23 protein-coding genes are annotated in these 21,735 nt (G+C 68.3%); 6 read left to right on the forward strand and 17 right to left on the reverse strand.

What is annotated here, in order from left to right; genetic code table 11:
- Window positions 1-36 precede the first annotated feature (36 nt).
- The 7 genes from IFJ75_RS19055 to IFJ75_RS19085 form a co-directional block, all read right to left on the reverse strand.
- Window positions 37-1,557: an AAA family ATPase gene (locus IFJ75_RS19055; protein WP_207870400.1), complete on the reverse strand. Its 1,521-nt coding sequence runs from the start codon at window positions 1,555-1,557 to the stop codon at window positions 37-39.
- A 7-nt stretch (window positions 1,558-1,564) separates the two neighbouring features.
- A complete protein-coding gene (locus IFJ75_RS19060; RefSeq protein ID WP_207870402.1) occupies window positions 1,565-2,254 on the reverse strand; it encodes a CpaD family pilus assembly protein in 690 nt (229 codons plus the stop codon).
- Window positions 2,255-2,261: 7 nt separating this feature from the next.
- Window positions 2,262-3,692 carry a type II and III secretion system protein family protein gene (locus IFJ75_RS19065; RefSeq protein ID WP_207870404.1) on the reverse strand — a complete coding sequence of 477 codons (1,431 nt, stop codon included), beginning with the start codon at window positions 3,690-3,692 and terminating at the stop codon, window positions 2,262-2,264.
- An 8-nt stretch (window positions 3,693-3,700) separates the two neighbouring features.
- Window positions 3,701-4,645: a Flp pilus assembly protein CpaB gene (cpaB, locus tag IFJ75_RS19070; protein ID WP_207870406.1), complete on the reverse strand. Its 945-nt coding sequence runs from the start codon at window positions 4,643-4,645 to the stop codon at window positions 3,701-3,703.
- Between the two features lie 189 nt (window positions 4,646-4,834).
- The gene (locus tag IFJ75_RS19075; protein WP_207870408.1) at window positions 4,835-5,350 is read right to left on the reverse strand and encodes an A24 family peptidase; all 516 of its coding nucleotides are present in this window, start codon (window positions 5,348-5,350) and stop codon (window positions 4,835-4,837) included.
- A gap of 128 nt (window positions 5,351-5,478) precedes the next feature.
- Window positions 5,479-5,655 carry a Flp family type IVb pilin gene (locus tag IFJ75_RS19080; protein ID WP_207870410.1) on the reverse strand — a complete coding sequence of 59 codons (177 nt, stop codon included), beginning with the start codon at window positions 5,653-5,655 and terminating at the stop codon, window positions 5,479-5,481.
- A gap of 296 nt (window positions 5,656-5,951) precedes the next feature.
- Window positions 5,952-6,128, reverse strand: coding sequence for a Flp family type IVb pilin (locus IFJ75_RS19085; protein WP_207870410.1), 177 nt, complete (start codon window positions 6,126-6,128; stop codon window positions 5,952-5,954).
- Window positions 6,129-6,415: 287 nt separating this feature from the next.
- Here IFJ75_RS19085 and IFJ75_RS19090 point away from each other — a divergent pair, with 287 nt between their 5' ends.
- The 3 genes from IFJ75_RS19090 (at window position 6,416) to IFJ75_RS19100 (ending at window position 7,943) form a co-directional block, all read left to right on the forward strand.
- A complete protein-coding gene (locus IFJ75_RS19090; RefSeq protein ID WP_207870412.1) occupies window positions 6,416-6,832 on the forward strand; it encodes a pilus assembly protein N-terminal domain-containing protein in 417 nt (138 codons plus the stop codon).
- Between the two features lie 83 nt (window positions 6,833-6,915).
- Window positions 6,916-7,380, forward strand: a complete 465-nt coding sequence (locus IFJ75_RS19095; protein ID WP_207870413.1) for a TadE/TadG family type IV pilus assembly protein — start codon at window positions 6,916-6,918, stop codon at window positions 7,378-7,380.
- Window positions 7,377-7,943: a TadE/TadG family type IV pilus assembly protein gene (locus tag IFJ75_RS19100; RefSeq protein ID WP_207870414.1), complete on the forward strand. Its 567-nt coding sequence runs from the start codon at window positions 7,377-7,379 to the stop codon at window positions 7,941-7,943. The genes IFJ75_RS19095 and IFJ75_RS19100 overlap by 4 nt, the downstream gene beginning before the upstream one ends.
- On the opposite strand, the gene IFJ75_RS19105 is transcribed toward IFJ75_RS19100, so the two are convergent.
- Genes IFJ75_RS19105 through IFJ75_RS19125 form a run of 5 tightly spaced genes read right to left on the reverse strand, consistent with a single transcriptional unit; the run spans window position 7,944 to window position 11,646 of the window.
- On the reverse strand, window positions 7,944-9,311 hold the full coding sequence (locus IFJ75_RS19105; protein ID WP_207870416.1) for an anthranilate synthase component I family protein: 1,368 nt from the start codon (window positions 9,309-9,311) through the stop codon (window positions 7,944-7,946).
- The gene (locus IFJ75_RS19110; protein ID WP_207870418.1) at window positions 9,308-10,090 is read right to left on the reverse strand and encodes a tyrosine-protein phosphatase; all 783 of its coding nucleotides are present in this window, start codon (window positions 10,088-10,090) and stop codon (window positions 9,308-9,310) included. The genes IFJ75_RS19105 and IFJ75_RS19110 overlap by 4 nt, the downstream gene beginning before the upstream one ends.
- A gap of 19 nt (window positions 10,091-10,109) precedes the next feature.
- On the reverse strand, window positions 10,110-10,412 hold the full coding sequence (locus IFJ75_RS19115; RefSeq protein WP_207870420.1) for a winged helix-turn-helix domain-containing protein: 303 nt from the start codon (window positions 10,410-10,412) through the stop codon (window positions 10,110-10,112).
- Complete coding sequence (locus tag IFJ75_RS19120; RefSeq protein ID WP_207870422.1) at window positions 10,412-11,050, reverse strand: hypothetical protein; 639 nt, start codon at window positions 11,048-11,050, stop codon at window positions 10,412-10,414. Before IFJ75_RS19120 ends, IFJ75_RS19115 begins: the two co-directional genes overlap by 1 nt.
- A 23-nt stretch (window positions 11,051-11,073) precedes the next feature.
- A complete protein-coding gene (locus tag IFJ75_RS19125) occupies window positions 11,074-11,646 on the reverse strand; it encodes a hypothetical protein (RefSeq protein ID WP_207870424.1) in 573 nt (190 codons plus the stop codon).
- Window positions 11,647-11,755: 109 nt separating this feature from the next.
- Here IFJ75_RS19125 and IFJ75_RS19130 point away from each other — a divergent pair, with 109 nt between their 5' ends.
- On the forward strand, window positions 11,756-12,508 hold the full coding sequence (locus tag IFJ75_RS19130; protein ID WP_207870426.1) for an SAM-dependent methyltransferase: 753 nt from the start codon (window positions 11,756-11,758) through the stop codon (window positions 12,506-12,508).
- Window positions 12,509-12,596: 88 nt separating this feature from the next.
- Here the strand turns inward: IFJ75_RS19130 and IFJ75_RS19135 are convergent, their stop codons facing one another.
- Both IFJ75_RS19135 and IFJ75_RS19140 read right to left on the reverse strand, forming a co-directional pair.
- Window positions 12,597-14,042 (reverse strand): AMP nucleosidase, encoded by a 1,446-nt coding sequence (locus IFJ75_RS19135; protein WP_207870428.1) that lies wholly within the window; start codon window positions 14,040-14,042, stop codon window positions 12,597-12,599.
- A 46-nt stretch (window positions 14,043-14,088) separates the two neighbouring features.
- Entirely contained in the window at window positions 14,089-14,916 is an 828-nt protein-coding gene (locus IFJ75_RS19140; RefSeq protein ID WP_207870430.1) for a helix-turn-helix transcriptional regulator, read from the reverse strand.
- Between the two features lie 99 nt (window positions 14,917-15,015).
- On the opposite strand from IFJ75_RS19140, the gene IFJ75_RS19145 reads away from it, so the two are divergent.
- The gene (locus tag IFJ75_RS19145) at window positions 15,016-15,909 is read left to right on the forward strand and encodes an SDR family oxidoreductase (protein WP_207870432.1); all 894 of its coding nucleotides are present in this window, start codon (window positions 15,016-15,018) and stop codon (window positions 15,907-15,909) included.
- Here the strand turns inward: IFJ75_RS19145 and IFJ75_RS19150 are convergent.
- Both IFJ75_RS19150 and IFJ75_RS19155 read right to left on the reverse strand, forming a co-directional pair.
- Window positions 15,906-16,781, reverse strand: coding sequence for an alpha/beta hydrolase (locus IFJ75_RS19150; RefSeq protein WP_207870434.1), 876 nt, complete (start codon window positions 16,779-16,781; stop codon window positions 15,906-15,908). The two genes, IFJ75_RS19145 and IFJ75_RS19150, sit on opposite strands and share 4 nt — an antisense overlap.
- 73 nt (window positions 16,782-16,854) lie before the next feature.
- Window positions 16,855-18,894, reverse strand: a complete 2,040-nt coding sequence (locus IFJ75_RS19155) for an AsmA family protein (RefSeq protein WP_225896910.1) — start codon at window positions 18,892-18,894, stop codon at window positions 16,855-16,857.
- Between the two features lie 226 nt (window positions 18,895-19,120).
- Between IFJ75_RS19155 and IFJ75_RS19160 the strand changes: the two genes are divergently transcribed.
- Window positions 19,121-19,441: a hypothetical protein gene (locus tag IFJ75_RS19160; protein ID WP_207870438.1), complete on the forward strand. Its 321-nt coding sequence runs from the start codon at window positions 19,121-19,123 to the stop codon at window positions 19,439-19,441.
- A 74-nt stretch (window positions 19,442-19,515) separates the two neighbouring features.
- Here the strand turns inward: IFJ75_RS19160 and IFJ75_RS19165 are convergent, their stop codons facing one another.
- Window positions 19,516-21,621, reverse strand: coding sequence for a S9 family peptidase (locus IFJ75_RS19165; protein ID WP_207870440.1), 2,106 nt, complete (start codon window positions 21,619-21,621; stop codon window positions 19,516-19,518).
- Between the last annotated feature and the right edge of the window lie 114 nt (window positions 21,622-21,735).

A 21,735-nucleotide genomic window follows, 5' to 3' on the forward strand; every position in this document is an offset into this window, starting at 1 on the left:
GCTGGGCTGGCCTGTGCGCTTACCGAACACGGGGGATCAGCGCTTCTTGAACATGTTGGCGAAGAGCGACTTGCTCTCCGGCTTGCCCGAGGCGGCGGCCGCTGCGGGTGCAGACTTGCCCTTGGGCCCGGCGATCTGGGGCAGTTCGCGGCGCGAGACGATCTGGGCCAGGGTCTGGAAGGCCTCGGCGGCCTTGGACTTGGCGCCCGAGTCGATGATCATCTGGCCGTTGTTGGCCGCCGCGCCGAACAGTTTGGCGTCGAACGGGATGATCAGGCTGGGGTGGACGCCCAGCGCCGCGCCGAAGTCCTTGGCCGGGATCTCCGGACGGCCGGGCACACCGACCTGGTTGAGCACCAGACGCGGCGGCGCGTCGTTCGGCCGACCCGACCGGATCAGGTCGATCATGTTCTTGGCGTTGCGCAGGGAGGCCAGGTCCGGAGTGGCCACGACCACGACTTCATCAGCCGAAATCAAGGTCTTGCGCATCCAGCCGGACCAGAGGTGCGGCAGGTCCAGAACGACGAAGGGGGCAGTGGAGCGGATGCGGCTGGTGACCTCCTCGAAGGCGTCGGGCGAGATGTCCCAGTCGACGTCGAGGGTGGCGGGGGCGGCGAACAACGACAGCTTGTCGGTGCAGCGGACCATCATCCGGTCCAGCAGGGTGGCGTCCAGACGGTCGGGCTGGCCGAGCGCGTCGGCGACGCCGTTCAGCGGGTCCTGGTTGAAGTCCAGACCGGCGGTGCCGAAGGGCAGGTCATAGTCGACGATGACGGTGTTGGCGCCGATCCGCTCGGACATCGCATAGGCGGTGTTGTGGGCCACCGAGGAGGCGCCCGCGCCGCCGCGCGCGCCGACGAAGGCGATCGAACGGCCGACGAAGGGCTGGGCCGGGTCGGCGAACAGACCGCCGATGGCCGCGATCAGCTGCAACGGCTGGACCGGGGCGACCAGATATTCCGACACGCCGCGGCGCATCAGCTCGCGGAAAAGGATGATGTCATTGGTCGCGCCGATGACCACGACCTTGGTGCCCGCGTCACAGACCTCGGCCAGCATGTCGACCTGCTGCAGCAAGGTGTGCGGATCCGACAGGCATTCGACGATGATCAGGGGCGGCGTCGGCTCGTGGTGATAGGCCTCGACCGCGGCGGGGACGCCGCCGACGCGGATCTGGGTCGTGGCGCGCGACAGGCGGCGGTCCTGACCGGCGCGCTCGGCGGCGGCCAGGGTGTCCTGACGTTCGGCGAAGACGTGGATGGCGATGCGCGGCACCGACACTTCCGCGCCCATCGACGAGGGCTGCAGGGCCGAGGCGGCGCCGGCCATCATGTCGCCGACCGGATTGAAGCTGGAGGCGGCGACGGGCATCTGGCCGCTGACCTCGACGGGCGCGCTCATCGGCGCGGCGGGCGCGGGCGCGACACCCGCGGCGGGTGCGGTGAACTGCAGCGGTTCGCGCACGTCGGGACCGCCCGCTTGAGGCGCGAACTCGGCGTCGAGATCGAATTCGTCCTCGAAGGCTTCGTAGCTCCGGGGGGCGAAGGCGTTACTCATGATCGGATCAATTCACCGCCTGGGAGACCCGCCGGTTCGCGACGAGTTCCTCTTGAGGGGCCGCGGTGGCTTCGCCTTTGCGGTAGTGGTCATAGACGACGGCGCGTCGTCCGGTGTCGACCGGGGTCATGCCGCGCGGCGTGACGATGTCGCGCGGATTGTCAATCTGGGCCGCCAGATTGGCGGTCACGGCGCAGCCGAAATTGGCCGAGGTGTCGTTGCCGTTGGTGCGGGTCATATTGCCCCAGTAGGTGCCGCACTGGGGCACCGCCGCGCGGACGGTCTCGAAGCCGACGACGACAGGCGCGCGGGGATCCGGGGCCTGATAACCGACGACCTGGATGGTCACGCCGGGCGAGCCCATGCCCTCCAGCGCGGCCTTCACACGATAGGCGAACTCGGCCGAGACCGGGTCGCCGCCCGAGGGGGCCTCGATACGGAGGACGCTCGCGCCCTGCAGGCCGAAGCGGTCGGTCAGGGCGACGAGGGCGCTCTGCTGGGCGCCGGACAGGCCGGTCTCATGCACCGCCAAGGCGATGCGATCGACGCCCGGCTCGACCTGCAGGCTGAAGCGCGTCGCCGGATTGAGCGGCTCGGGGCCGATGCCGCCGGCCGGAGCGCCCATACAGGCCGCCAGACCGGCCGAGAGGGCCAAGGGGGCGAGGGCAAGGACGGTCTTGCGAAGGATGCGGGTCATCGGGGCCTCACTCGATCACATAGCCGACGGGGCCCTGCCAGCCCGTGCCCGCGGAGGCGGTGGGGGCGGGGGTGCCGTAGGCTTCGTTCAACTGGCCGAACAGATTGGTCTGCAGGTCGCTGGCGATCCGCAGGCCGTCGGCCGGGGTCTGCATCCGGCCGGGCGAGGTCGGGGTGACGATATAGGGCTCGGCGATGACCACCAGTTCGGTTTCGCCCGAGGTGAAGTCGCGCGAGCGGAACAGGGCGCCCAGGACCGGGATGCCGCCGGCGCCGGGCAGGGAATCGATGGTCTGGCGCGAGTTTTCCTTGAGCAGGCCGGCGATCATCATCGCGCCGCCCGAGGGCATTTCGACGGTGTTTTCGACCCGGCGCACCTGCAGGGCCTGCAGAGTCAGGGCCGAGGAGGTGCCGGCGCCGAGGGTGAAGGCGCCGTCCGAGGTCAGTTCCGAGACCTCGACCGAGATCTGCATCGAGATGCGGCCGCCCGAGAGGACCACGGGGCGGAAGGACAGGCGCACGCCGTAGGGCTTGTAGACGACCGAGATATTGCCGTCGCGGTCGCGGCTGGCCGGGATCGGGAATTCGCCGCCCGCCAGGAAGCTGGCGCCTTCGCCGTTCACCGAGGTCAGGTTGGGCTCGGCCAGGGTGCGAACCAGACCGGCGCGCTCGAAGGCGCCCAGGGCCGCGGTGACGCCGTCGGTCGCGCCGTCGGTGTAGTTGATCACCCCGCCGCCGAGCAGGTTGCCGTTGACGCCGAAGGTCGGGGCCTGGGTGAAGGACAGGCCGTCGGCGGCGTTGGCGATGATGGCCTGAAGATTGACGCCGAGCTGTTTGACGGCGTTGCGCTGGACCTCGACGACGCGGACCTTGAGGGTCACCTGGTCGGAGCCGGCGACGGTCATCAGATTGATGACCTTCTCGGGGGCGGAGACGAAGGCGCGGGCCAGCTGGACGATGCGGTCGGCCTCGCCGGGCGAGGTGACCATGCCGGTCAGGACGATGCTGTCGTTGAGCGCTTCGGCATGGGCCTGGGAACCGGGGGCGACGCGGTCGATGGTGTCCTGCAGGGCGTAGACGCCGGCGTCGACGCGGATGCGCAGCGACAGGATGGTGCGGCCGGCGGCGTCCAGGAAGACGGCGTCGGTCTGGCCCGGGGCCACGCCGATGATGGTGTAGCGCCGTGAGCTGTGGGTCAGGGCCTCGGCGACCGCCGGGTTGGAGACGATGGCGTCATGGGCGTCGGTCGGCAGGTCGATGGCCATCGACGAGCCGCGCGGCAGGTTGATCAGGCGCGGTGTCGAACCGACCTGGACCGAGGACCGGCCGTCGGCTTCCGAGACGAAGGTCCGGGCGGAGGCCGCCACCGGCGCGAGCGCCGTCAGGCTGACCGAGGCGAGGACCGCGAGCAGGCGCGCAGGCTTGTTGATGGGGTTCATGAGACGCTTCATTGGACCACGACCACTTCGGGAGCGCCGCCGCGGAAGATGCGGACGGCGGCGGCCTGACGCGGGACCTGGACGCGGCCCGACGGTCCGGCGGTATCGGCATAGGAACGCAGGACCAGCGACAGCTCGCCCTCGGATTTGGCCAGGGCCAGGGCCTCGGCGTCGGCCGGGCCGACCTCCAGGGTCGCCGTGGCGCCGACCACCGACTGTTCGTCATCACCGGCGCGGGTGGTCTGGTCGATGGCCAGGATCTTGATGTTGCGCATCACGGTGGACGACGAGAATTTGGAGTTCTGACCGGCGTTGTCGAGGTTGGACAGGGAGGTCTGGCGGGTCAGCAGGACGTCAACCCGGTCGCCCGGCAGGATGAATCCGCCCGCGGCGGTCTCGACCGTCACCCGGATGGCCATGGCGCGCATGCCGGGCTCGAGATAGGCGGCCAGATAGCCGCTGTCGCCGGCGCGGACGATCTTGCGCGCGACGATGGGCTCTCCGGCCAGGATGGGTTCGCGCACGACCGAGCCGTAGTAGTCGGCCTTGGCGCCGCCGGTGGCGACATTGTTGGCGGCGCGGGCGACCTCGGCGATGGCGTTGCCGGACTTGGCGGCGGCAGCAGGCGCGCCTTCCAGGGTTCCGGCGGCGGCCTTGGCCTCATTGGCGGTCGGCGGGGCGGGAACGGGGGTCGTGCCGTCGGTGATGAAGGCCGGATTGACCTCGTCGACCGGCCAGTCCTTCCAGGTCAGGTCGGCGTCTTCCAGACGCTTGCCGGGCTCCAGATCGCGTGCGGCGACCAGGACCTTGGCCATCGGACGGGCGGCTTCCATCGGCGCGGCGGTGGCCACGGCGACCGGCTTGCCGTTCGAGCCCATGGCGCGCACCACGAAGGCGAGGCCGATGGCGGCTGCGGCGGCGACGCAGATGACGGCGATACGGGCGGGCTTCATCGACGGTCTCCGGCACAGTCGGGCAAACGGAATCGGTCCCCACCGACGACGCGCCATTAATGAGAATGAACGCCACGTGTTAACGAGCGCCTAAATGCGGGGCGGGGCCCCGCGCTTCTCAGCCCGGTGTACGAAGGTCGACGCTCGCGGTGCTGCTGTTCCAGCGCGAGACCGGAAGCGTGGCCCCGCCTAACGTCCGGCGGCGAAGACGGTGAGCAGGGCGCTGGACGGGAAGGCCATCAGGGCGCCGATCGCGATGGCGACGCCGTAGGGGATGTCGCCCTTGGGCTCCAGCAGACTGTCGACCCAGTGTGGAGCGCCGTGAACATAGGGACGCAGCTGCGTCCGGGCGAACATCAGCGTCAGGCAGAACACGCCGCCCGCGACGCCGGTCCACAGGATGAACATGGCCGAGCCCGTGACGCCCAGCCACAGGCAGGTTGCGGCCATCAGCTTGGCGTCTCCGCCGCCGATGACCCGCATGGCGAACAGACCCATGCCGACGAACAGGGCGATGACGGCGACGCCGGCGTGGGCGGCCACGGTCAGGGGCGACAGACCCACCATGAAGGCGGCCGGGAAGAAGGCAAGGATGAGCAGGCCCGAGATCCAGTTGGGGATCGTCATGGTCGTCAGGTCGCGCAGGCCGGCGGCGATCACCAGCAGGGGCAGGACGCTGAGCAGGAGCAGGGTCACGGTATCCATGGGGGCACTATCGCGAGGTCGCGTTAAGGGCGGGTTTCAAGCCGCTCGGAAATGCAGTGACCGGACAAGCAAAGGGCCGGAGCGTTTCCGCTCCGGCCCCCGCCGGTTTCAAGACCTGGGTCGGCGACTTAGGCGCCGGTGCCGGCCATACCCGTGGTCACGGCCTGGAACTTCGTCGAGATCGTGGTGCCGAGGGTGGTGACGGCCGAGATGATGACGACGGCGATCAGGGCGGCGATCAGGCCGTACTCGATGGCGGTGGCGCCCGACTCGTCCTGAACGAACTTCGAGATGAACTTGGTCATGGTGATATCCCTTTGAAAAGCGGTTTTGCGAGCAACAATGGCTGGGGGGAGACCGGTCGCCCGCTTGACCCCCAAACGCACGATCAACATGCCCCCAAGCAGTTAAGAGTGCGTCGTCGGGACTGGTTACTCCGGCGTTTACTTTAAAAAAGTCCCGTGGCGATGGAACCAAGGCGTCGGGCGCACACGCGCGGCCAAGCTCGGGCGACGCTCGGCGAAGGGCCGATCGCAAAAGCAAAGGGCCGGGGCGTTTCCGCCCCGGCCCTCGCCGGTTTCAAGATTTAAGGGTCGGCGACTTAGGCGCCGGTGCCCGCCATGCCGGTCGTAACGGCTTGGAACTTCGTCGAAATCGTGGTGCCGAGGGTGGTGACGGCCGAGATGATGACGACGGCGATCAGAGCGGCGATCAGGCCGTACTCGATGGCGGTCGCGCCCGACTCGTCCTGGACGAACTTGGAAATGAACTTGGTCATGGTTGTCTTCCTTCTGGTAGCGAGCTGCTTTGGTATCCACCGTGGGACCATCGGTTTCGCCCGCTGGATCCCCCATTCACGTGAACAATGTAGCCCTCCTCGATTAAAATCAAGTAAAGCGGAATATCACTTCAGGTAGAAAGGCATGGTTACCAAGCGTTTACTTGAAATCTGAGGTTCAGGGCCGCTCTGTCTTTTCAGACTTTGTTGAGGTTTGGAGAGCATGGTCGCGCCGGGTCTCGCGCGCCCGTTTGCGTGCGTGGGCCTTGCGCGCAGGATATATCGCCATGATCGTCACCCCCCGCCGTCTCGCTCCCGTCGTCGCCATCGCGGCGCTCGCGATCGCGGGAACCGCCCTCGCCCAATCGGCGCCGATGAACCTGGCCGTCGACACCATGCAGCGGGTCTCGGTGCGAGGCTCGATCAGCTCGGTCATCGTGGCCAATCCCCAGATCGCCGATGCGACGGTGGTGGACGCCAACACCCTGTTCGTCACGGGCAAGGGCTATGGAACGACCCAGGTCACCGCCGTGGACGCCATCGGCCGGGTCCTGTTCCAGAACCAGATCGTCGTGACCGGCGGCCAGTCCGGCTCGGTCCGCGTCTGGCGCGGCGCCCAGGTCACGGAAATGGCCTGCGCCTCGTCCTGCTCGCCCAGCATCCGCTCGACCGGCGAGGGCGCCTCGGCGACCCCGACCCCCTGAGCGTCGTGAGGGGTCTGCGCCGTCTCCGATCCGCCCGACCAGACCGTCGCAAGCGCGACGGGTCGTCGGCGGTCGAGTTCGCCATGGTCGCGTTCCCCTTCTTCTTCATGCTGTTCGCCATCATGGAGATCGGACTGATCTTCGTGACGGACTCCATTCTCGAGAACGCCGTCATCGAGACCGGGCGTCTGGTCCGCACCGGCCAGGCCGCCAACTCCAGCCTGACGGCCGCCCAGTTCAAGACCGCCCTGTGCTCGCGCATGAGCATCTTCAGCGGCGATTGCCCGACGCGCGCCACGGTCGATGTGCGCGAAATCACCCAGTTCCGGAACGCCAATCCGCCGGACCCGATGGCCAACGGCAAGACCTTCGACTCATCGAGTCTGACCTATGTGACCGGCCAGCCCGGCAGCCTGATGCTGATCCGGGTCTGGTACAGCCAGCCGCTGATCACGCCGTTCATGGCCCAGTCCCTGTCCAGGCTGGGTAATGGCGCGGCCATGCTGACGGCGACGACCACCTTCCGCAACGAGCCCTATAACCAATGACGCCTCCCCGGAGCGAGAAGCGCAAGGGTTCGGCGGGCTTCCTGAGCCGGCTGGCGGGCGATCGGCGCGGCGTCTCGGCGGTCGAGTTCGCCCTGATCGCGCCCTTGATGATCGCCTTCTATTTTGGCCTGGCCGAGTTCTGTCAGGGCTATATGTCCCAGAAACGGCTGGCCCACAGCGCCTCGGCCGTCGCCGATCTGGTGGCCCAGACGGATGTGGTTACCAAGGACGAGCTGGACGACGTCATGGCCATCGGCGCCCTGATCATGAAGCCGTTCTCGACCTCGACCCTGACCACGCGTGTGTCCAGCGTGACGCGCGATTCCAAGGGTGTGGCCAAGGTCGACTGGAGCCGGGCCAGCGGCATCACCGCCTACAAGGCCGGGGACACCGTCACGGTGCCGACCGATATGATCGCCAACGGCGAGAGCGCCGTGATGGCCGAGACCACCTATGACTACAGCTCCCCGGTCAAATATCTGATGCCGGCGGTGACCAAGTTCTCGAACGTCTTCTACGAACGCCCGCGCCGCGTCGACAAGGTCGGCTGCAGCGACTGCTGATCAGGCGGAACGCCCGGTGAGGGCGGCTCTGAGCGCGCTGATCTTGGCCTCGGTTTCCTGAAGTTCGGCCTCGGGGTCGCTGTCGGCGACGATGCCGGCGCCCGCCTGGGTGCGGAAGGTCCAGCGGCCCTCGACCTTCTCGAAGGTCGCCGTGCGGATCAGGACCGAGGCGGTCAGGTCGTCATTCTCGTCGATGACGAACAGCGAGCCGCACCAGGCGCCGCGCGGGGGCTCCAGCGAGGCGATCACCTTCATGGCCTGATGTTTGGGCGCGCCGGTGATCGAGCCGGGCGGGAAGGTCGCCTCCAGCACCCGGGCCGGACCGAGACCGGGCGCCAGCGTCCCGCTGACCGTCGAGACGAGATGGTGGACCGTCGGGTGGCTCTCGATCTCGAACAGCTTTTCCACCACGACCGAGCCGGGGCGGCAGACCCGCGCCAGATCGTTGCGCATCAGATCGACGATCATCAGGTTCTCGGCCCGGTCCTTGGCGCTGGCGCGCAGTTCCGCGGCGTTGAGCGCATCGACGGCGGGGTCGGGGTGGCGCGGCCGGGTGCCCTTGATCGGCCGGGTCTCGATGCGTCCGGTCGCCGCGTCGAGGGCGAGGAACAGCTCGGGCGAGTTGGACACCAGGGCGCGGTCGCCGACCCGCCAGAAGGCGCCGTAGGGGGCGATCCGGCCTTTGCCGTCCCCGAGGGTCAGGCGCAGGAAGACGTCGAACGGATCGGCCGCCTCGTTCAGCGCGCCGCTCCAGCCGCGCGCGATATTGGCCTGGAACAGCTCGCCGGCGGCGATGCGGGCCACCACCTCGGCGACGGCGTCACGATAGGTCCGGGGCGGGGCGTCGGGGGAGAAGACCGTCGCGGGCGGCGCGGGGCGGTCGGGCGCCCAGGCGAGATCGAACCAGATTTGAGCCTCGTCGCAGGCCTGTCCGGCTTCCCGACCGTTGCGCCCCCAGCCGACGAGGGTCAGGCTTTCCGTGTCATGGTCGAAGACCGCGACGGCCGGGTAGCGGGCCATGATGAGGTCGGGCCAGACCGGTTCGCGCGATCCGGTCGCCTCGCGGGCGCCGGCGTCGTAGCTGGCCAGGCCGACCACCCCGCCGCCGCGCCAGCCGGGGGCGTTCAACGGCCTGAACAGCTCGCCCCAGGGCGCACTCTCGAGGACGCCGACGTGGTCGGGATCGGCGGCGATGAAGGAGCGGCTGCCCGGGATCGTCGGATCGGACAACAGGCACAGGGCGCCGGGACGGTCCGCGATCGCGGCGGCGACGCTGAGCGGCGAGACCCAGGGCAGGAAGCGCCGCGTCTGGACGGGCCGATCCCGAAGGGGGCGATCCCCGGCCGATCCGGGCCCGGACTGCGTCATGCGGTCAGCCGCTCCGCGATCCGCTCGCGGCGGGCGGCGTCGACGCCCAGGGCCTGTTCCAGATAGACGTCGAGCGAGCCGTGGCGGTCGTCGATGGCCGCGAAGGCGGCGTCCAGATAGGCGGCCTCGACCCCCATGAAGGCGACGACGGCGTCGGGGGCGGCGAGGCGGCCGGTGAATTTCTGCATCTGCAGAGCGATTTCGGGCGCGCGGGCTTCCAGATCCACCGCGACATTGGTCAGCAGATAGTCTTCCAGCAGATCGTCGCGGCTGACGCCGAGCAGATGGTGGGTCAGGGCGGCGAGCATGCCGGTGCGGTCCTTGCCCGCGGCGCAATGGATAAGGACCGGTCGGTCGCTCTCGGCCAGGACCTCGAAATACCGGGCGAAGATCTCGAGATGGGAGGGGGCGAAGGGCATCTCGCCATAGAGGGCGGTCATGAAGCGGCGGCCGGAATCCGGGGTCAGGTCGGCCGACTTCAGGAAGGTGATGTGCGGGGCCTCGCCCACGGCGTCGAGATCGTTCTCGATCACCCGGCCGTCGAACCCGGCATAGCGGCGCGAGGGTTGTTTCGAGCGTTCGATCGGGCGACGCAGGTCGACGATGGTCCCGAAGCCGTATTCGCCCAGCACCGCCAGATCGGCGTCGCTGATGCGCGACTGATGGGCCGACCGGATCAGCCGGCCCGACTTGATGCGGCCGCCGCTCGCCACGGCGTAGTCGCCATAGTCGCGGAGGTTGTCGAGGGTCTCGAGGCGGCGCAGGCGATCGGTGCTCATGCCCGCTCTATAGGACCGGTCAGCGGTCGCGCACCAGCCCGGCCATGGCGTCCAGATAGGAGAGGAAGGCGGTGCGGCCCGCCTCGGTCATCTTCGCCTGGGTCAGGGGCTTGCGACCCTGGAAGCTTTTCTCGACCGCGACGAAGCCGGCCTCCTCCAGTTTCCGAAGGTGGACCGAAAGGTTGCCGTCGGTGGTCTGGAGCCGGGCCTTCAGGGTGTTGAAGTCGGCGCTGTCCACTCCGGACAGCACAGCCATGATGCCCAGTCGCACCCGCCCGTGGATGACGTCGTCGATCCGGCCGATGTCGAAATCGTCGGACATCAGGCGCCCTTGAAACGGGTGGGCCCGGCGGCGCGCATGAGCAGGAAGCCGGGCAGGGCCATCAGGGCGAACAGGGCGACGGCATAGGCCAGATACTGGGTGTCCGATCCGGTCATGGTCGCGATGATCACCGCCGAGACGAAGGAGGCGACGGAGAGGGCGCCCAGCCGGGTCGAGCGCATCATCGCCGCCGAGACGCCCCAGCCGAGGCCGTAGAAGACCATGATCAGGGAGGGCAGCAGGAAGATCAGCGCCCCGCCGGTCGGCCCGATCTTCCAGGCCACCACGGCGATGGAGGCGATCATGGCGAAGATGCCGGTTCCGACGCAGGCCCAGGCCGCCTGGGCGGCGCGGTTGGCGGCGGTCCTCACTCCGCCGGCGGGGCAGAGGAGGAGTTTGTCGAGCAGGGTCAGCAGCAGGAAGACGGCGGTCGCGGCCAGCCAGATCCAGTTGCTCTGGCGCACGCTGAAAGGGGTCAGGCCGGTGATGGCGGCCCACTGGGTCAGGCTGGCCAGGCCGTAGATGACCCCGGCGGCCATCAGGATGCGGCCGCCGCCGAGCGGGGCGTTGGCGCCCTCTTCGGCCAGGCTGCGGATCCAGGCGATGTCCGTGGAGCGGGTGTCGAGATCGTCGGTCATGTTCTGATCTTCTCTAGAGCGATTCAGGCCTTATGGCCCAGCATGAGCCACAGGCCCGGCAGGAGGACGAAGGCGGCGAGACCCGCGGCGTAGGCGAGGTAGGCGGGGGGCGTGCCCAGAAGGGCGATCACCACCCCCGCCGCGACGAAGGCGCCGAGCGAGGGGACGATCATCCAGCCGCGACCGCCGCGCGCCGCCGCCGTCATCCAGGCCAGACCGTAGATCACGAGACCTACCGGCGAGGTCCAGTACATGAAGGTGAAGTCGTGGCGCAGCAGGCTGACGCCCAGCAGGCCCAGGGCGATCAGGATCTGGGCGCCGATGGCCATGCGCGACCACAGGGCGACCCGGCGGCCATTGGCGCCGCCGCCGGCCCGCAGTCGGGCCAGAACGGTGAAGAAGACGATCAGGGCGGCGGGCCAGCTCAGCGACAGGGCCGCCGGATGCAGATGCAGCAGGCCGCTGTAGACGCCGTACTGAAACAGGTTGGCCGCGGCGAAGACCGACCCGGCGAGGGTCATGACGCGCCCGGCGCAGATGGCCAGCGTGGGCTCTGCGGCGGCGGATGACGGAACGGAATAGACGGTGGTGGTCATGGGTCGGTCCCCCTGCGGTGATGGCGCTTGGTACGGTATTCACTTTGGTATGTAAAGTGCTTTTCGTGATCCTCTTGGAGACACCCTGCGGCGCAGGTTAGTCTGACCCATGCGTCCGACCTTTCACCGCATCGCCTATGAAGCCCTCGACGTGTGCAACGCGGTCGAGATGGCGACGCTGGAGGCGGCGGTGCGGGCCACGGGTCTTCCGCCCCACGCGCGGGTGCTGGACATCGGCAGCGGCAACGGCGCCGTGGCGATCACCCTGGCCGAGATGTTCGGGTTCGAGGTGACCTCGGTCGAGCTGGACCCGGCCATGGCCGAATTGGCCCGGTCGCGGATCGAGGCTTCCGAAGCCTCCTGCCAGATCATCCTGCACGAGGCGCGCTCGGACGTGGTGCTGGAGGCGGGCGGTCCGTTCGACCTGATCGTGGCGCTCGGGACCACCGAACCCATCGGCGGCGGGGTGCGCGATCCGCGCGGCATGCTGAAGGGACTGGCGCGGCGGCTGACCCCGGGCGGCTGGCTGCTGTGGGGCGATCTGGTCTGGCTCGCGGAGCCGTCGCAGCCGTTGCGGCAGATCGTGGAACTCAACAACAGCTATGCCGACCACGCGGGCTGGCAGGCCGCGGCCGAAGCGGCCGGGCTGACGGTCGTTTCCGCCGAACTGTCGTCGCCCGAACTCTGGAACCGCTACCGGATGACCATGATGGCGGCGGTCGAGGCCTGGCTGAAGACGCACCCCGATCACCCGGCGGCCGCCTCGATCCGCAGCCGGGCGCATCAGTTGGGTCTGATGTTCGATTTCGGCGAGGGGGCGCTGGGCTTCGGCCTGTATTTGCTTAGGGCGCCGGTTCCCTGAGGGACACGCGCTCAAGCAGCGATCGGTAGCGGCCTCACCGGAATGGCGCTCAAGCAGCGAGCCCCCGTGGGGCGAGCGTTAGCGCGCCTTATCTGAATGGCGGCTCGTCGAATGCGCGCAGCTTGCGGGAGTGCAGGCGCGAGCCTTCCTGACGCAGGATGTCGATGGCCTGAATGCCGATCTGGAGGTGTTCCGAGATGGAGCCCTCATAGAAGCGGTTGGCCTGACCCGGCAGTTTGATCTCGCCGTGCAGCGGCTTGTCCGAGACGCACAGAAGCGTGCCGTAGGGGACGCGGAAGCGATAACCCTGGGCGGCGATCGTCGCGGATTCCATGTCGATGGCGACGGCGCGGCTCTGGTTGAAGCGCAGGGCCGACTTGGAATAGCGCAGCTCCCAGTTCCGGTCGTCGGTGGTGACCACCGTGCCGGTGCGCAGCCGGCGCTTGACCTCCTCGCCCGGGGCGCCCGAGACGATCTTGGCCGCGTCATAAAGGGCGCGCTGGACCTCGGCGATGTTGGGGATCGGAATGTCCGGCGGCAGGACGGCGTCCAGCACGTGGTCATCACGCAGATAGGCGTGGGCCAGGACATAGTCGCCGATGGTCTGGGTCGGACGCAGGCCGCCGCAGTGACCAATCATCAGCCAGGCGTGCGGACGGGTGACGGCCAGGTGGTCGCAGATGGTCTTGGCGTTGGACGGCCCGACCCCGATGTTGACCAGGGTGATGCCCGTCGCGCCCGGCGCCGTCAGGTGATAGGCGGGCATCTGGTGCTTCTTCCAGGCGGCGTCCATGACGGCGGCCTCGGGATCGGCGGTCTCGCGGGTGATCACCAGCCCGCCGGCGCAGGACAGGGTCTCATAGGGGCTGTCCGGATCGCGCAGCTGCTGGCAGGCCCAGCGCACGAAGTCGTCGACATAGCGATTGTAGTTGGTGAACAGGACGTAGGACTGGACGTCCTCGACCGGGGTGCCGGTGTAGTGGCGCAGCCGGGCAAGGGAGAAGTCGGTCCTCAGGCCGTCGAACTGCGACAGGGGGAAGTCCTCGTCCGGATCGAACAGGCCGTCGGAAATCTCGTCGCCGATATGGGCCAGGTCGGTGGTCGGGAAATAGCGGGCGATGGCCGCCGTCTGCGACGGGTTGAGCACCACGTCGGACCCGTCCAGCACATAGGGGAAAGGGATTTCCTGGGTCGAGGGCTCGACCTCGAAGGTCGCGCCATAGTCCTGTTCCAGCAGGGTCAGCTGCTCGTGCAGATAGGCGCGGTAGAGCTCCGGCCGGGTCACGGTGGTGGCATAGACCCCCTGACGCGACATCCGGGCATAGGCGCGGATGGGCAGGTCGATCGGGCGGTCCCCGAACCAGCTGATCTTCAGCGAAGGATAGGAGAAGAGGCCTCTGGCGCGGGCTTCGGCGTCGGCCCGTTCACCGGTAACGAGGAAGTGGCGCACGGCTTCGCGCAGGTTGGCCACGGACTGGGTGTAGAGGGTTTCGAGGCGGTCCAGCGCCGCCTGAGCTGTCATCGTTTCTGTCATGGCCTCCTCTAACGGAAGAAGATGACATTGGCGAGGGGAGGGCGCGTCAGTTCCGCGACGCGACCACAGCCCTGATCCTGTCGGCGTCTTCCGGGTTCAGCGGGTTGTAGACGACCATCGCCAACTCCGGCCTGCCCTCGACGGCGAAGGTCGAGAACTCCAGTTCCAGCACGCCCAGCTCGGGGTGGTGCAGACGCTTGAACCCCTCGCCGTGGGCGACGATGTCGACCTCCTTCCACAGGGTCTCGAACTCCGGGCTCTGGCGCGACAGCTCCTCGACCAGTCGGTCGATCTCTGCGCCGGCGCCCGCCCGGGCGGCATCGGCGCGGAAGGCGGCGACCACGAAGCGGGCGACCTTCCACCAGTCCTCCTGCACCGCCTTGAATCGCGAGTCCGAGAAGATCAGCCGCAGGACGTTGCGGCCTTCTGGCGGCAGTTTCGAATAGTCGGTCAGGACGGCGGCGGCGGCGGCGTTCCAGCCGACCACGTCCCAGGTAGCGTTCTTCACGATGGCCGGGCTGTGGGTCATGACGTCCAGCACCCGCTGCAGGCGCGGGCTGACCCCGTCGACGGGGCGGTAACGGACCTCGGGCGGCCGACCGAGGCCGAGGATGAACAGATGCTCGCGCTCGGGCTCGGTCAGCATCAGGCCCGAGGCGATGCGGTCCAGGACATCGGCGGACGGCGCCCCGCCGCGACCCTGTTCGAGCCAGGTGTACCAGGTCGGGCTGATGTTGGCGCGCTGGGCGACCTCTTCGCGGCGCAGGCCGGGCGTGCGGCGGCGACCGACCGCAAAGCCGAGGGCGGCGGGGTCCATCCGGGCGCGGCGGCCCCTGAGATAGTCTCCGAGGCGGTTGGGGGCTTCGGCAGTCATGCGGCGATCCGGGTGGTCATTATACCGGGATAAGGTCACTACTTTAACAGGATCAAACCTGCGCCCAGAAGGCTCCCCAAGCAAGACGGAGAGTTTTCCATGCGTGTTTTCCTGACCGGCGCGACCGGCTTCATCGGGTCGCGGATCGTGCCCGAACTGATCGGGGCTGGCCATTCGGTGCTGGGCCTGACCCGGTCCGAGGCGGGCGCCGCCGCCCTGGCCGCCGCGGGCGCCGAAGTCCATCGCGGCGACATCGAGGATCTGGACAGTCTGCGCGCGGGCGCCGCGGCGGCCGACGCCGCGATCCACACCGCCTTCGACCACGACTTCTCCAACTTCGTCGACAACTGCGAGAAGGACCGGCGCGTGATCACGGCCATGGGCGAGGTGCTCAAGGGGTCCGACCGGCCCTTCCTGATCACCTCGGGCGTCGGCATGGGCGGCGGGACGCCGGGCAAGCCGGCGACCGAAGACGTTTTCGACCGCGACCACCCCAATCCTCGCAGCGCCTCGGAAGAGGCCGGGGAGACGCTCAAGGCCCAGGGCGTCGACGTTCGCGTCATCCGCCTGCCGCAGGTCCACGACACGGTCAAACAGGGGCTGATCACGCCCCTGATCGAGATCACGCGTCAGAAGGGCGTCTCGGCGTATCTGGGCGACGGTCTGAACCGCTGGTCGGCCGGCCATGTCGAGGATGTGGCGGCCCTGTACCGGCTGGCGCTGGAGAAGGGGACGAAGAACGCCCGCTATAACGCCGTCGCCGAGGAGGGCGTCACGGCCCGCGCCATCGCCGAGGTTCTCGGCGAGGGCCTGAACCTGCCGGTCGTCAGCCTGACGCCGGAAGAGGCGCCCGCCCATTTCGGCTGGATGGCCATCTTCGCCGGCCTCGATATGGCGGCCTCCAGCGCCCTGACCCGCGAGGCCCTGGCCTGGACGCCGACCGGGCCGGGCCTGATCGCCGACCTGAAGGCCATGGACTATTCGGCCGCCTAGCCCAGCTCGCGGTGGAAGAAGGCCGCCACGTCGTCCAGCACCGGCGCCTTCTTCCTGAAGAGGGGCGAGAAGGTCGCGATCAGGTCGGCGTGGTTGAGGCCCGGATAGAGCTTGGCCTCGGAGCGACCGCCGACGGCGTGCATCCGGTCGTTCAGGATGACGGTGTCCTCGTCATGGACCACGGTGTCGGCCGTGCCATGGCCGAGCCACAGGGGCGGGGCGTCGGCCCGCACGAAGGTCACGGGCTGGGTCAGGGTTGGGTCGGGCGCGCGGCCGAAGGCGTTGATCGAGGCCGGAACGTCCAGCGGCAGGAACTCATAGGGGCCGGCCAGACCGGCGGCGGCCCTGATCAGGTTTGGCTGGTCGACGGCGGCCATGTAGCGGCGATCCAGCGCGATCATCATGGCCAGATGGGCGCCCGCCGAATGGCCGGCGACGCCGAGCCGGGCTGGATCGCCGCCGTACCGGCCGGCGACCTCGGCGACCTTGGCCGTCGCCTGGGCGGCGTCCTCGATGAAGGCCGGGAAGACCACCTGCGGCACGACCCGGTAGTCGGGCAGGGCGACGAGAAAGCCCTTGGCCGCCAGGGCCTGGGCCGCCCAGCCGTACAGGGTGCGCGAGCCGGAATCCCAGCCGCCGCCGTAGAAGAAGACGATGACCGGCAGGGTCGGATCGCCCGGCGCCCATTTCGGGCCGTAGAGGTCGAACCTCTGGCGCGGGTCGTCGCCATAGGCCAGGTCGCGCGCCACACGGCCGACACCCCGGTCACGCGGACCGAGGGTGTTGAGCATGCCCAGCGGGGAGCAGGCGGCGGCCAGTGAGCCGAGGGTCAGCGAGCCGAGGCCGGCGGCGAGTATGCCTCTGCGGGTCATGGAGTCTCTTTGGGCAAGCGCATCGAACCGCAGATACGCACGGCCGCGCCGTTCGGCTCAAGTCCGGCGACGATTATCCCGCGTGCTGGATCAGGGCGCCGCAGTCGGCGTCCTTGGCCAGACCCGGATCAACGAAGGCGAACAGGGCGGCGACCGGGGCGACCACCGCTCCGAGGATGGCCGTCAGACCGCCCTGACCGACCAGCGAGGCCGTATCGACCCCGATGCTCGGCTTGGTCAGCGGGCCACGCAAGAGGATCGGCGTCCACAGCCGCAGCAGGCGCGGCTTCTTGGACTCGCCGTCGATCTTCAGGTTCAGGGTTTCGTCGCCCAGATTGATCGAGCCCGAGCCCTTGGCCAGGACCACGTCGGTGTCGATGACGAAGGTCTGGGCCCTCGCCACGCCGTTCGAAACGTTGAAATCGGCGACGGCGCAGCGGATGTCGCTCTTGGACTGGTCGCCGCTGAGCAGTTTCAGCAGACCCGCCGAGGCGTTGATGCCGAGCAATTCGGCGAAGGCGGCGCGCATCTCGCCATGCGGCACGACAAGGCTCATCGAACCCTTCGACCCCGCCGCGAAACGATGGATGGAATTGCCAGAGCCTTCCAGCTTCACCCGGCCGAGGGCGCGTCCGGTGATCGGCGGCGATCCATTGGTCACGGGGATGATGGACTCCAGCGGATAGCCGGCCAGGCGGAAGTCGATGGCGCTATAGGGCATGTCGCGGGTGGCGTTGATCTTCGCCGTGCCGTTCAGCTCGCCGCGGTTGAAGGTGAAGGACACCGGGTCGAGGTCGAGCACGCCCGCCTCCAGCTTCGCCCCCAGATTGACGGCCCGGATGTCGAGGTCGTTGGCCTTCACGGTCGCGGCCCGGTAGGTCAGGGTCCCGTCCATCGAACGCAGGCGGTCGACCTGCAGGGTGGCGTCGGGCAGCAGCTTGCCGGGCGCGCCGGAGCTGACGGTGGTGGTGTTGGTCCCGGCCGCATTGGTCTGGGTCTTCGCGCCCAGAATGGCGGTCAGGTCGTTGATGTCGAGATTGCGCGAAGCGAGTTGCGCATCGACGCGCAGCCGGCCCTTGGCCTCGACCTTGACGTCGCCCGACAGGTCGGACGCCCCGACCCGGCCCGAGAAGTCGTTGAAGGTCCAGGTGCTGTCATCCCGCTTGAGCGCGCCCGACAGGCGGTAGGGCGGGGTGTTGGGCAGGGTGATGCCGGTCAGCATATAGAGGTCGTTCAGATCCTGGCCCTGGAGGCTGAGGGTCGACTGGAACTGGCCCAGATCGAAGGGGCGGGTGATCGAGCCGTCCGCCACCAGCCGCGAGCGAGCGCCCGAGAGGTTGGCGCTGAAATGGTAGGGCCGGTTTCGGCGGATGTTGATGAAGGGGCCGCCTTCGATCCGGAGCGTCAGGGGCGAGCGGTTCAGACTGCCCTTGCCGTCCAGCACGAAGCCGGCGTCGCCGTCATTGGCCGTCTCGCGCGCATTGACCGAGGCGTCCAGCGTCAGGCCGCGCTTCTGTTCATCGAGAACGATGTGGCCGCCGGTGATGATCAGCTGCTGGATCACCGGCAGCTTCATCCCTTCGCCCGTGTCGGGCTTGGGCTTGCCGAAGGTCCAGCTGTTCTTGCCGTCCTTCGTCGCGATCAGCACGACCTCGGGACGGGTGAAGGACAGCAGCGGCATCTCGATCTGGCCGGCCAGCAACTTCCTGAGCCGCACCGAGGCCTCGATCCGGTCGACGTCGGCGGTGTCCTTTTCTTTCGCCCAGACCGGCCCGCCGACCTTGAGGTCGCGGACGACGACCGACGGGGTCCAGCTGAACAGCTTCACGTCAAGATCGCCCTGCAGGGCGATGTCTCGCTCGTATTTGGCCGAGGCCCAGCGGCCGATCGGGCCCCGCAGCATGTTCCAGTCGAACAGCAGCAGGAAGATCACGACAGCCGCGACCAGCAAAAGCGCCACGCCGCCGACGATTTTTTCTGTCCGCCCGGGGCGGCGGAAGGAGCGATAGACGGGGTCATTGGCCTTGATCCAGTCACGCCATTGCGCCGCGCGCGCCCCGGCAGGGACGAGGGCGTGCTGCTGGAAGCCGTGCCAGTTCAGGCGATTTTTCAAGTCGTTGGGCAAATCATCGATCCGGGGCGAACCGCATCAACGCATCAGGGCAGGGATTGGCGCCATCCACCGGGCCGATTGATCGGGCAGCGGGCCAATAATGATCCGCTCGGGGATTATCTGTCGTACTTCAGTCTTGCCGTTGTCGCATTATCTTTACAAACGCCGAAACGCGCGCATTATGCTCCGGACCCTGACGTAATTCAGGCCATGGGAGGAGCCCGAAATGAACCGCATCGCCACCATCGCCGTCGCCGCAGCGACCCTTCTCAGCGCCGCCGCGCCCGCCTTTGCCGCCCAGACGGCCCAGGCTCCCGGCCGGATCAACGTCACCCTCTGCGAACGCGACGCCCTGACCCAAGCCGCTTTCCGCCGTAACTACGGCGGCCAGCCGAGCTTCGTCACCGCTGATCACGTCCTGGCCGCCCGCGCCTCGGGCGAGCGCTGGTCCGAGCCGCGCTGCATGACCGCCAGCGAGCATCAACGTCTGACCCAGGCCATGGCTCCGCGCACCAGCCGCGCTGCGGCCGCCCGCCCGGCGCTGTAAGACCGACACCGCAAGGCAAAAAGAAAGGGCGCTGCCTCGCGGCAGCGCCCTCTTCGTTTCCGAAATCGCCCGGCCTAGTGGGCCGGGGTCAGGTATTTATCCAGCCAGCCGAACACTTCGTTGTGCCATTGCAGGCTGTTGGCCGGCTTGAGCACCCAGTGGTTCTCGTTGGGGAAGACGATCAGACGACTGTCGATGCCGCGACGCTGAAGCGCCGTGAAGGTCGACAGGCCCTGGGCGGTCGGGATGCGGAAGTCGCGGTCGCCCTGAACCACCAGCATCGGCGTCTTCCACTGGTCGACGTGGTTGGCCGGGTTGAACTTCTGATAGCCCTCGGGGTGATCCCACGGGGTGCCGCCGTATTCCCATTCGGTGAACCACAGCTCCTCGGTCGAATAGCCCATGCCGAAGGTGTCGAAGACGCCGTCATGGTTGACCAGGCATTTGAATTCGTTCGGCCAATTGCCGGCGATCCAGTTGATCATATAGCCGCCGTAGGAGGCGCCCAGGGCGCAGGCGTTGGAGCCGTCGAGGAAGCCGTACTTCTGTTGGGCGGCGGCCCAGCCCTTCTGCAGATCCTCGAACGGACGGTCGCCCCAGTGCTGGCTGATGGCGTCGGTGAAGGCCTGGCCGTAGCCGGTCGAGCCGTGGAAATCGATCATGACCACGGCATAGCCGGCGCCGGCATAGGTTTCGGGGTTCCACCGGTAGGACCAGCCGTTGCCAAACGACCCCTGCGGCCCGCCGTGGATCAGGAAGGCGACGGGGTATTTCTGGCCCTCGACGTACCCGGCCGGCTTGATGACATAGCCGTGGACCTCTTCGCCGTTCCAGCCGGCGAAGGTGAACTGTTCGGCGGCGCCGAAGACCTTCTCGTCCAGCGACGGGTTCACATGGGTCAGGCGGCGCGGCATCTCACGGCCGCGGAAGGTCTTGGCGTAGAGGTCGCCCGGCTCGGTCAGGCTGTCCTGCTGGAAGATGAAGCCCGAGGGGGTCTGGACGAAGGCCGCTACGTGGCCCAGGCCGGTGATCGGCACGACCTGACCCGAGCGGACGTTGATCGAGAACAGGCGAGTCTGACCGACGTCGCCGGCGGTGGTGTAGAGGGTCGTGCCGTCCTTCGACCATTGCAGGCCGTCGGCGGAGCGGTCCCAGTCGGGGGCCAGCTGGCGGGTCTGGCCCGTGGCCACGTCACGCAGGAAGATCGAATATTTGTCGGCCTCGAAGCCCGGGCGGGCCATGGCGCGGTAGGCCAGGGTCTTGCCGTCCGGCGAGAACACCGCGCCCGTGTCCCAGGCCTTGTTGCCCTCGGTCAGGTTGATGAAATTCCCGTCGCCTGTGGTCAGGCCATGGGTCTGGTAGAGGTCGAAATTGGTGCTCCACGGCTCCGAATGGCCGGCGTGGCGGGCCGAGAAGACGATGGCCGAGCCGTCGGGGGTGAAGGTGTATTCGCTCTCGTCGCCGAAGGGCTTGGAGGGATTGTCGCCGTCGAAGCTCTTGGTGACCCAGACGGCGTCGCCGCCTGCGGTCGGGACGACGAAGAGGTGGTTCTGGGTGCCGTCAGCCCAGGTGTCCCAGTGGCGCACGAACATCCGGTCATAGACCTGACCGGTCGACTTCTTCTCGGCGTTGGTCTTGAAGCGGTCGACCGAGCACTGCAGGTCGGCGCAATCGCCGAACACGGCCAGCGATACGGCGATCTTCGAGGCGTCGGGGCTGAGGCGGTAGGCGTTGACGTCCAGCGGCAGGCGGGTGACCTGGGTGGCGCCCGTGCCGTCGGCGGCGGCGCTCCACACCTGGCTGGTCCCGGACTTGGACGACAGGAAGTACAGGCGGCCGTCAGCGCCCCAGCGGGCCGAGTTGGCGCCGTCGTCGGAGATGGCCAGACGCCGCGCTTCGCCGTCGGTCTGCAAATCCTTGATCCACAGGCTGGCCGAACGCTTGTTGGCGGCGACGTCGGTGGCGGTCAGGGCATAGACCAGCCAGCGGCCGTCGGCCGAGACCTGCGGATCGCCGATCCGGTTCAGGCCGATCATGTCGTTATAGGTGAAGGCGTCGCTCGGCGCCGTCGCCGTGGCCGCCGCCGGAGCCGTCGCGGGCGGCGCTTCCGCCATCGCCATCGAGGAGCCCATCAGGGCCAGGGCGGCGCAGGCGCCGGAAAGCATTGAGCGGTAACGCATCGAGGGTGTCCTTCAGAACAGATGCGGCAGGCGTAGCACCGTCGCCCGGTTGGCGAAAGTTGCTGTTACGGTGGAACGGCGCGCGTCGCCGCGCTTGCTCCCGCGCCCCGATCC

Origin of the sequence: Brevundimonas goettingensis (genome assembly GCF_017487405.1) — a bacterium.
In the GTDB taxonomy this organism is placed as follows: Bacteria; Pseudomonadota; Alphaproteobacteria; order Caulobacterales; family Caulobacteraceae; genus Brevundimonas; species Brevundimonas goettingensis.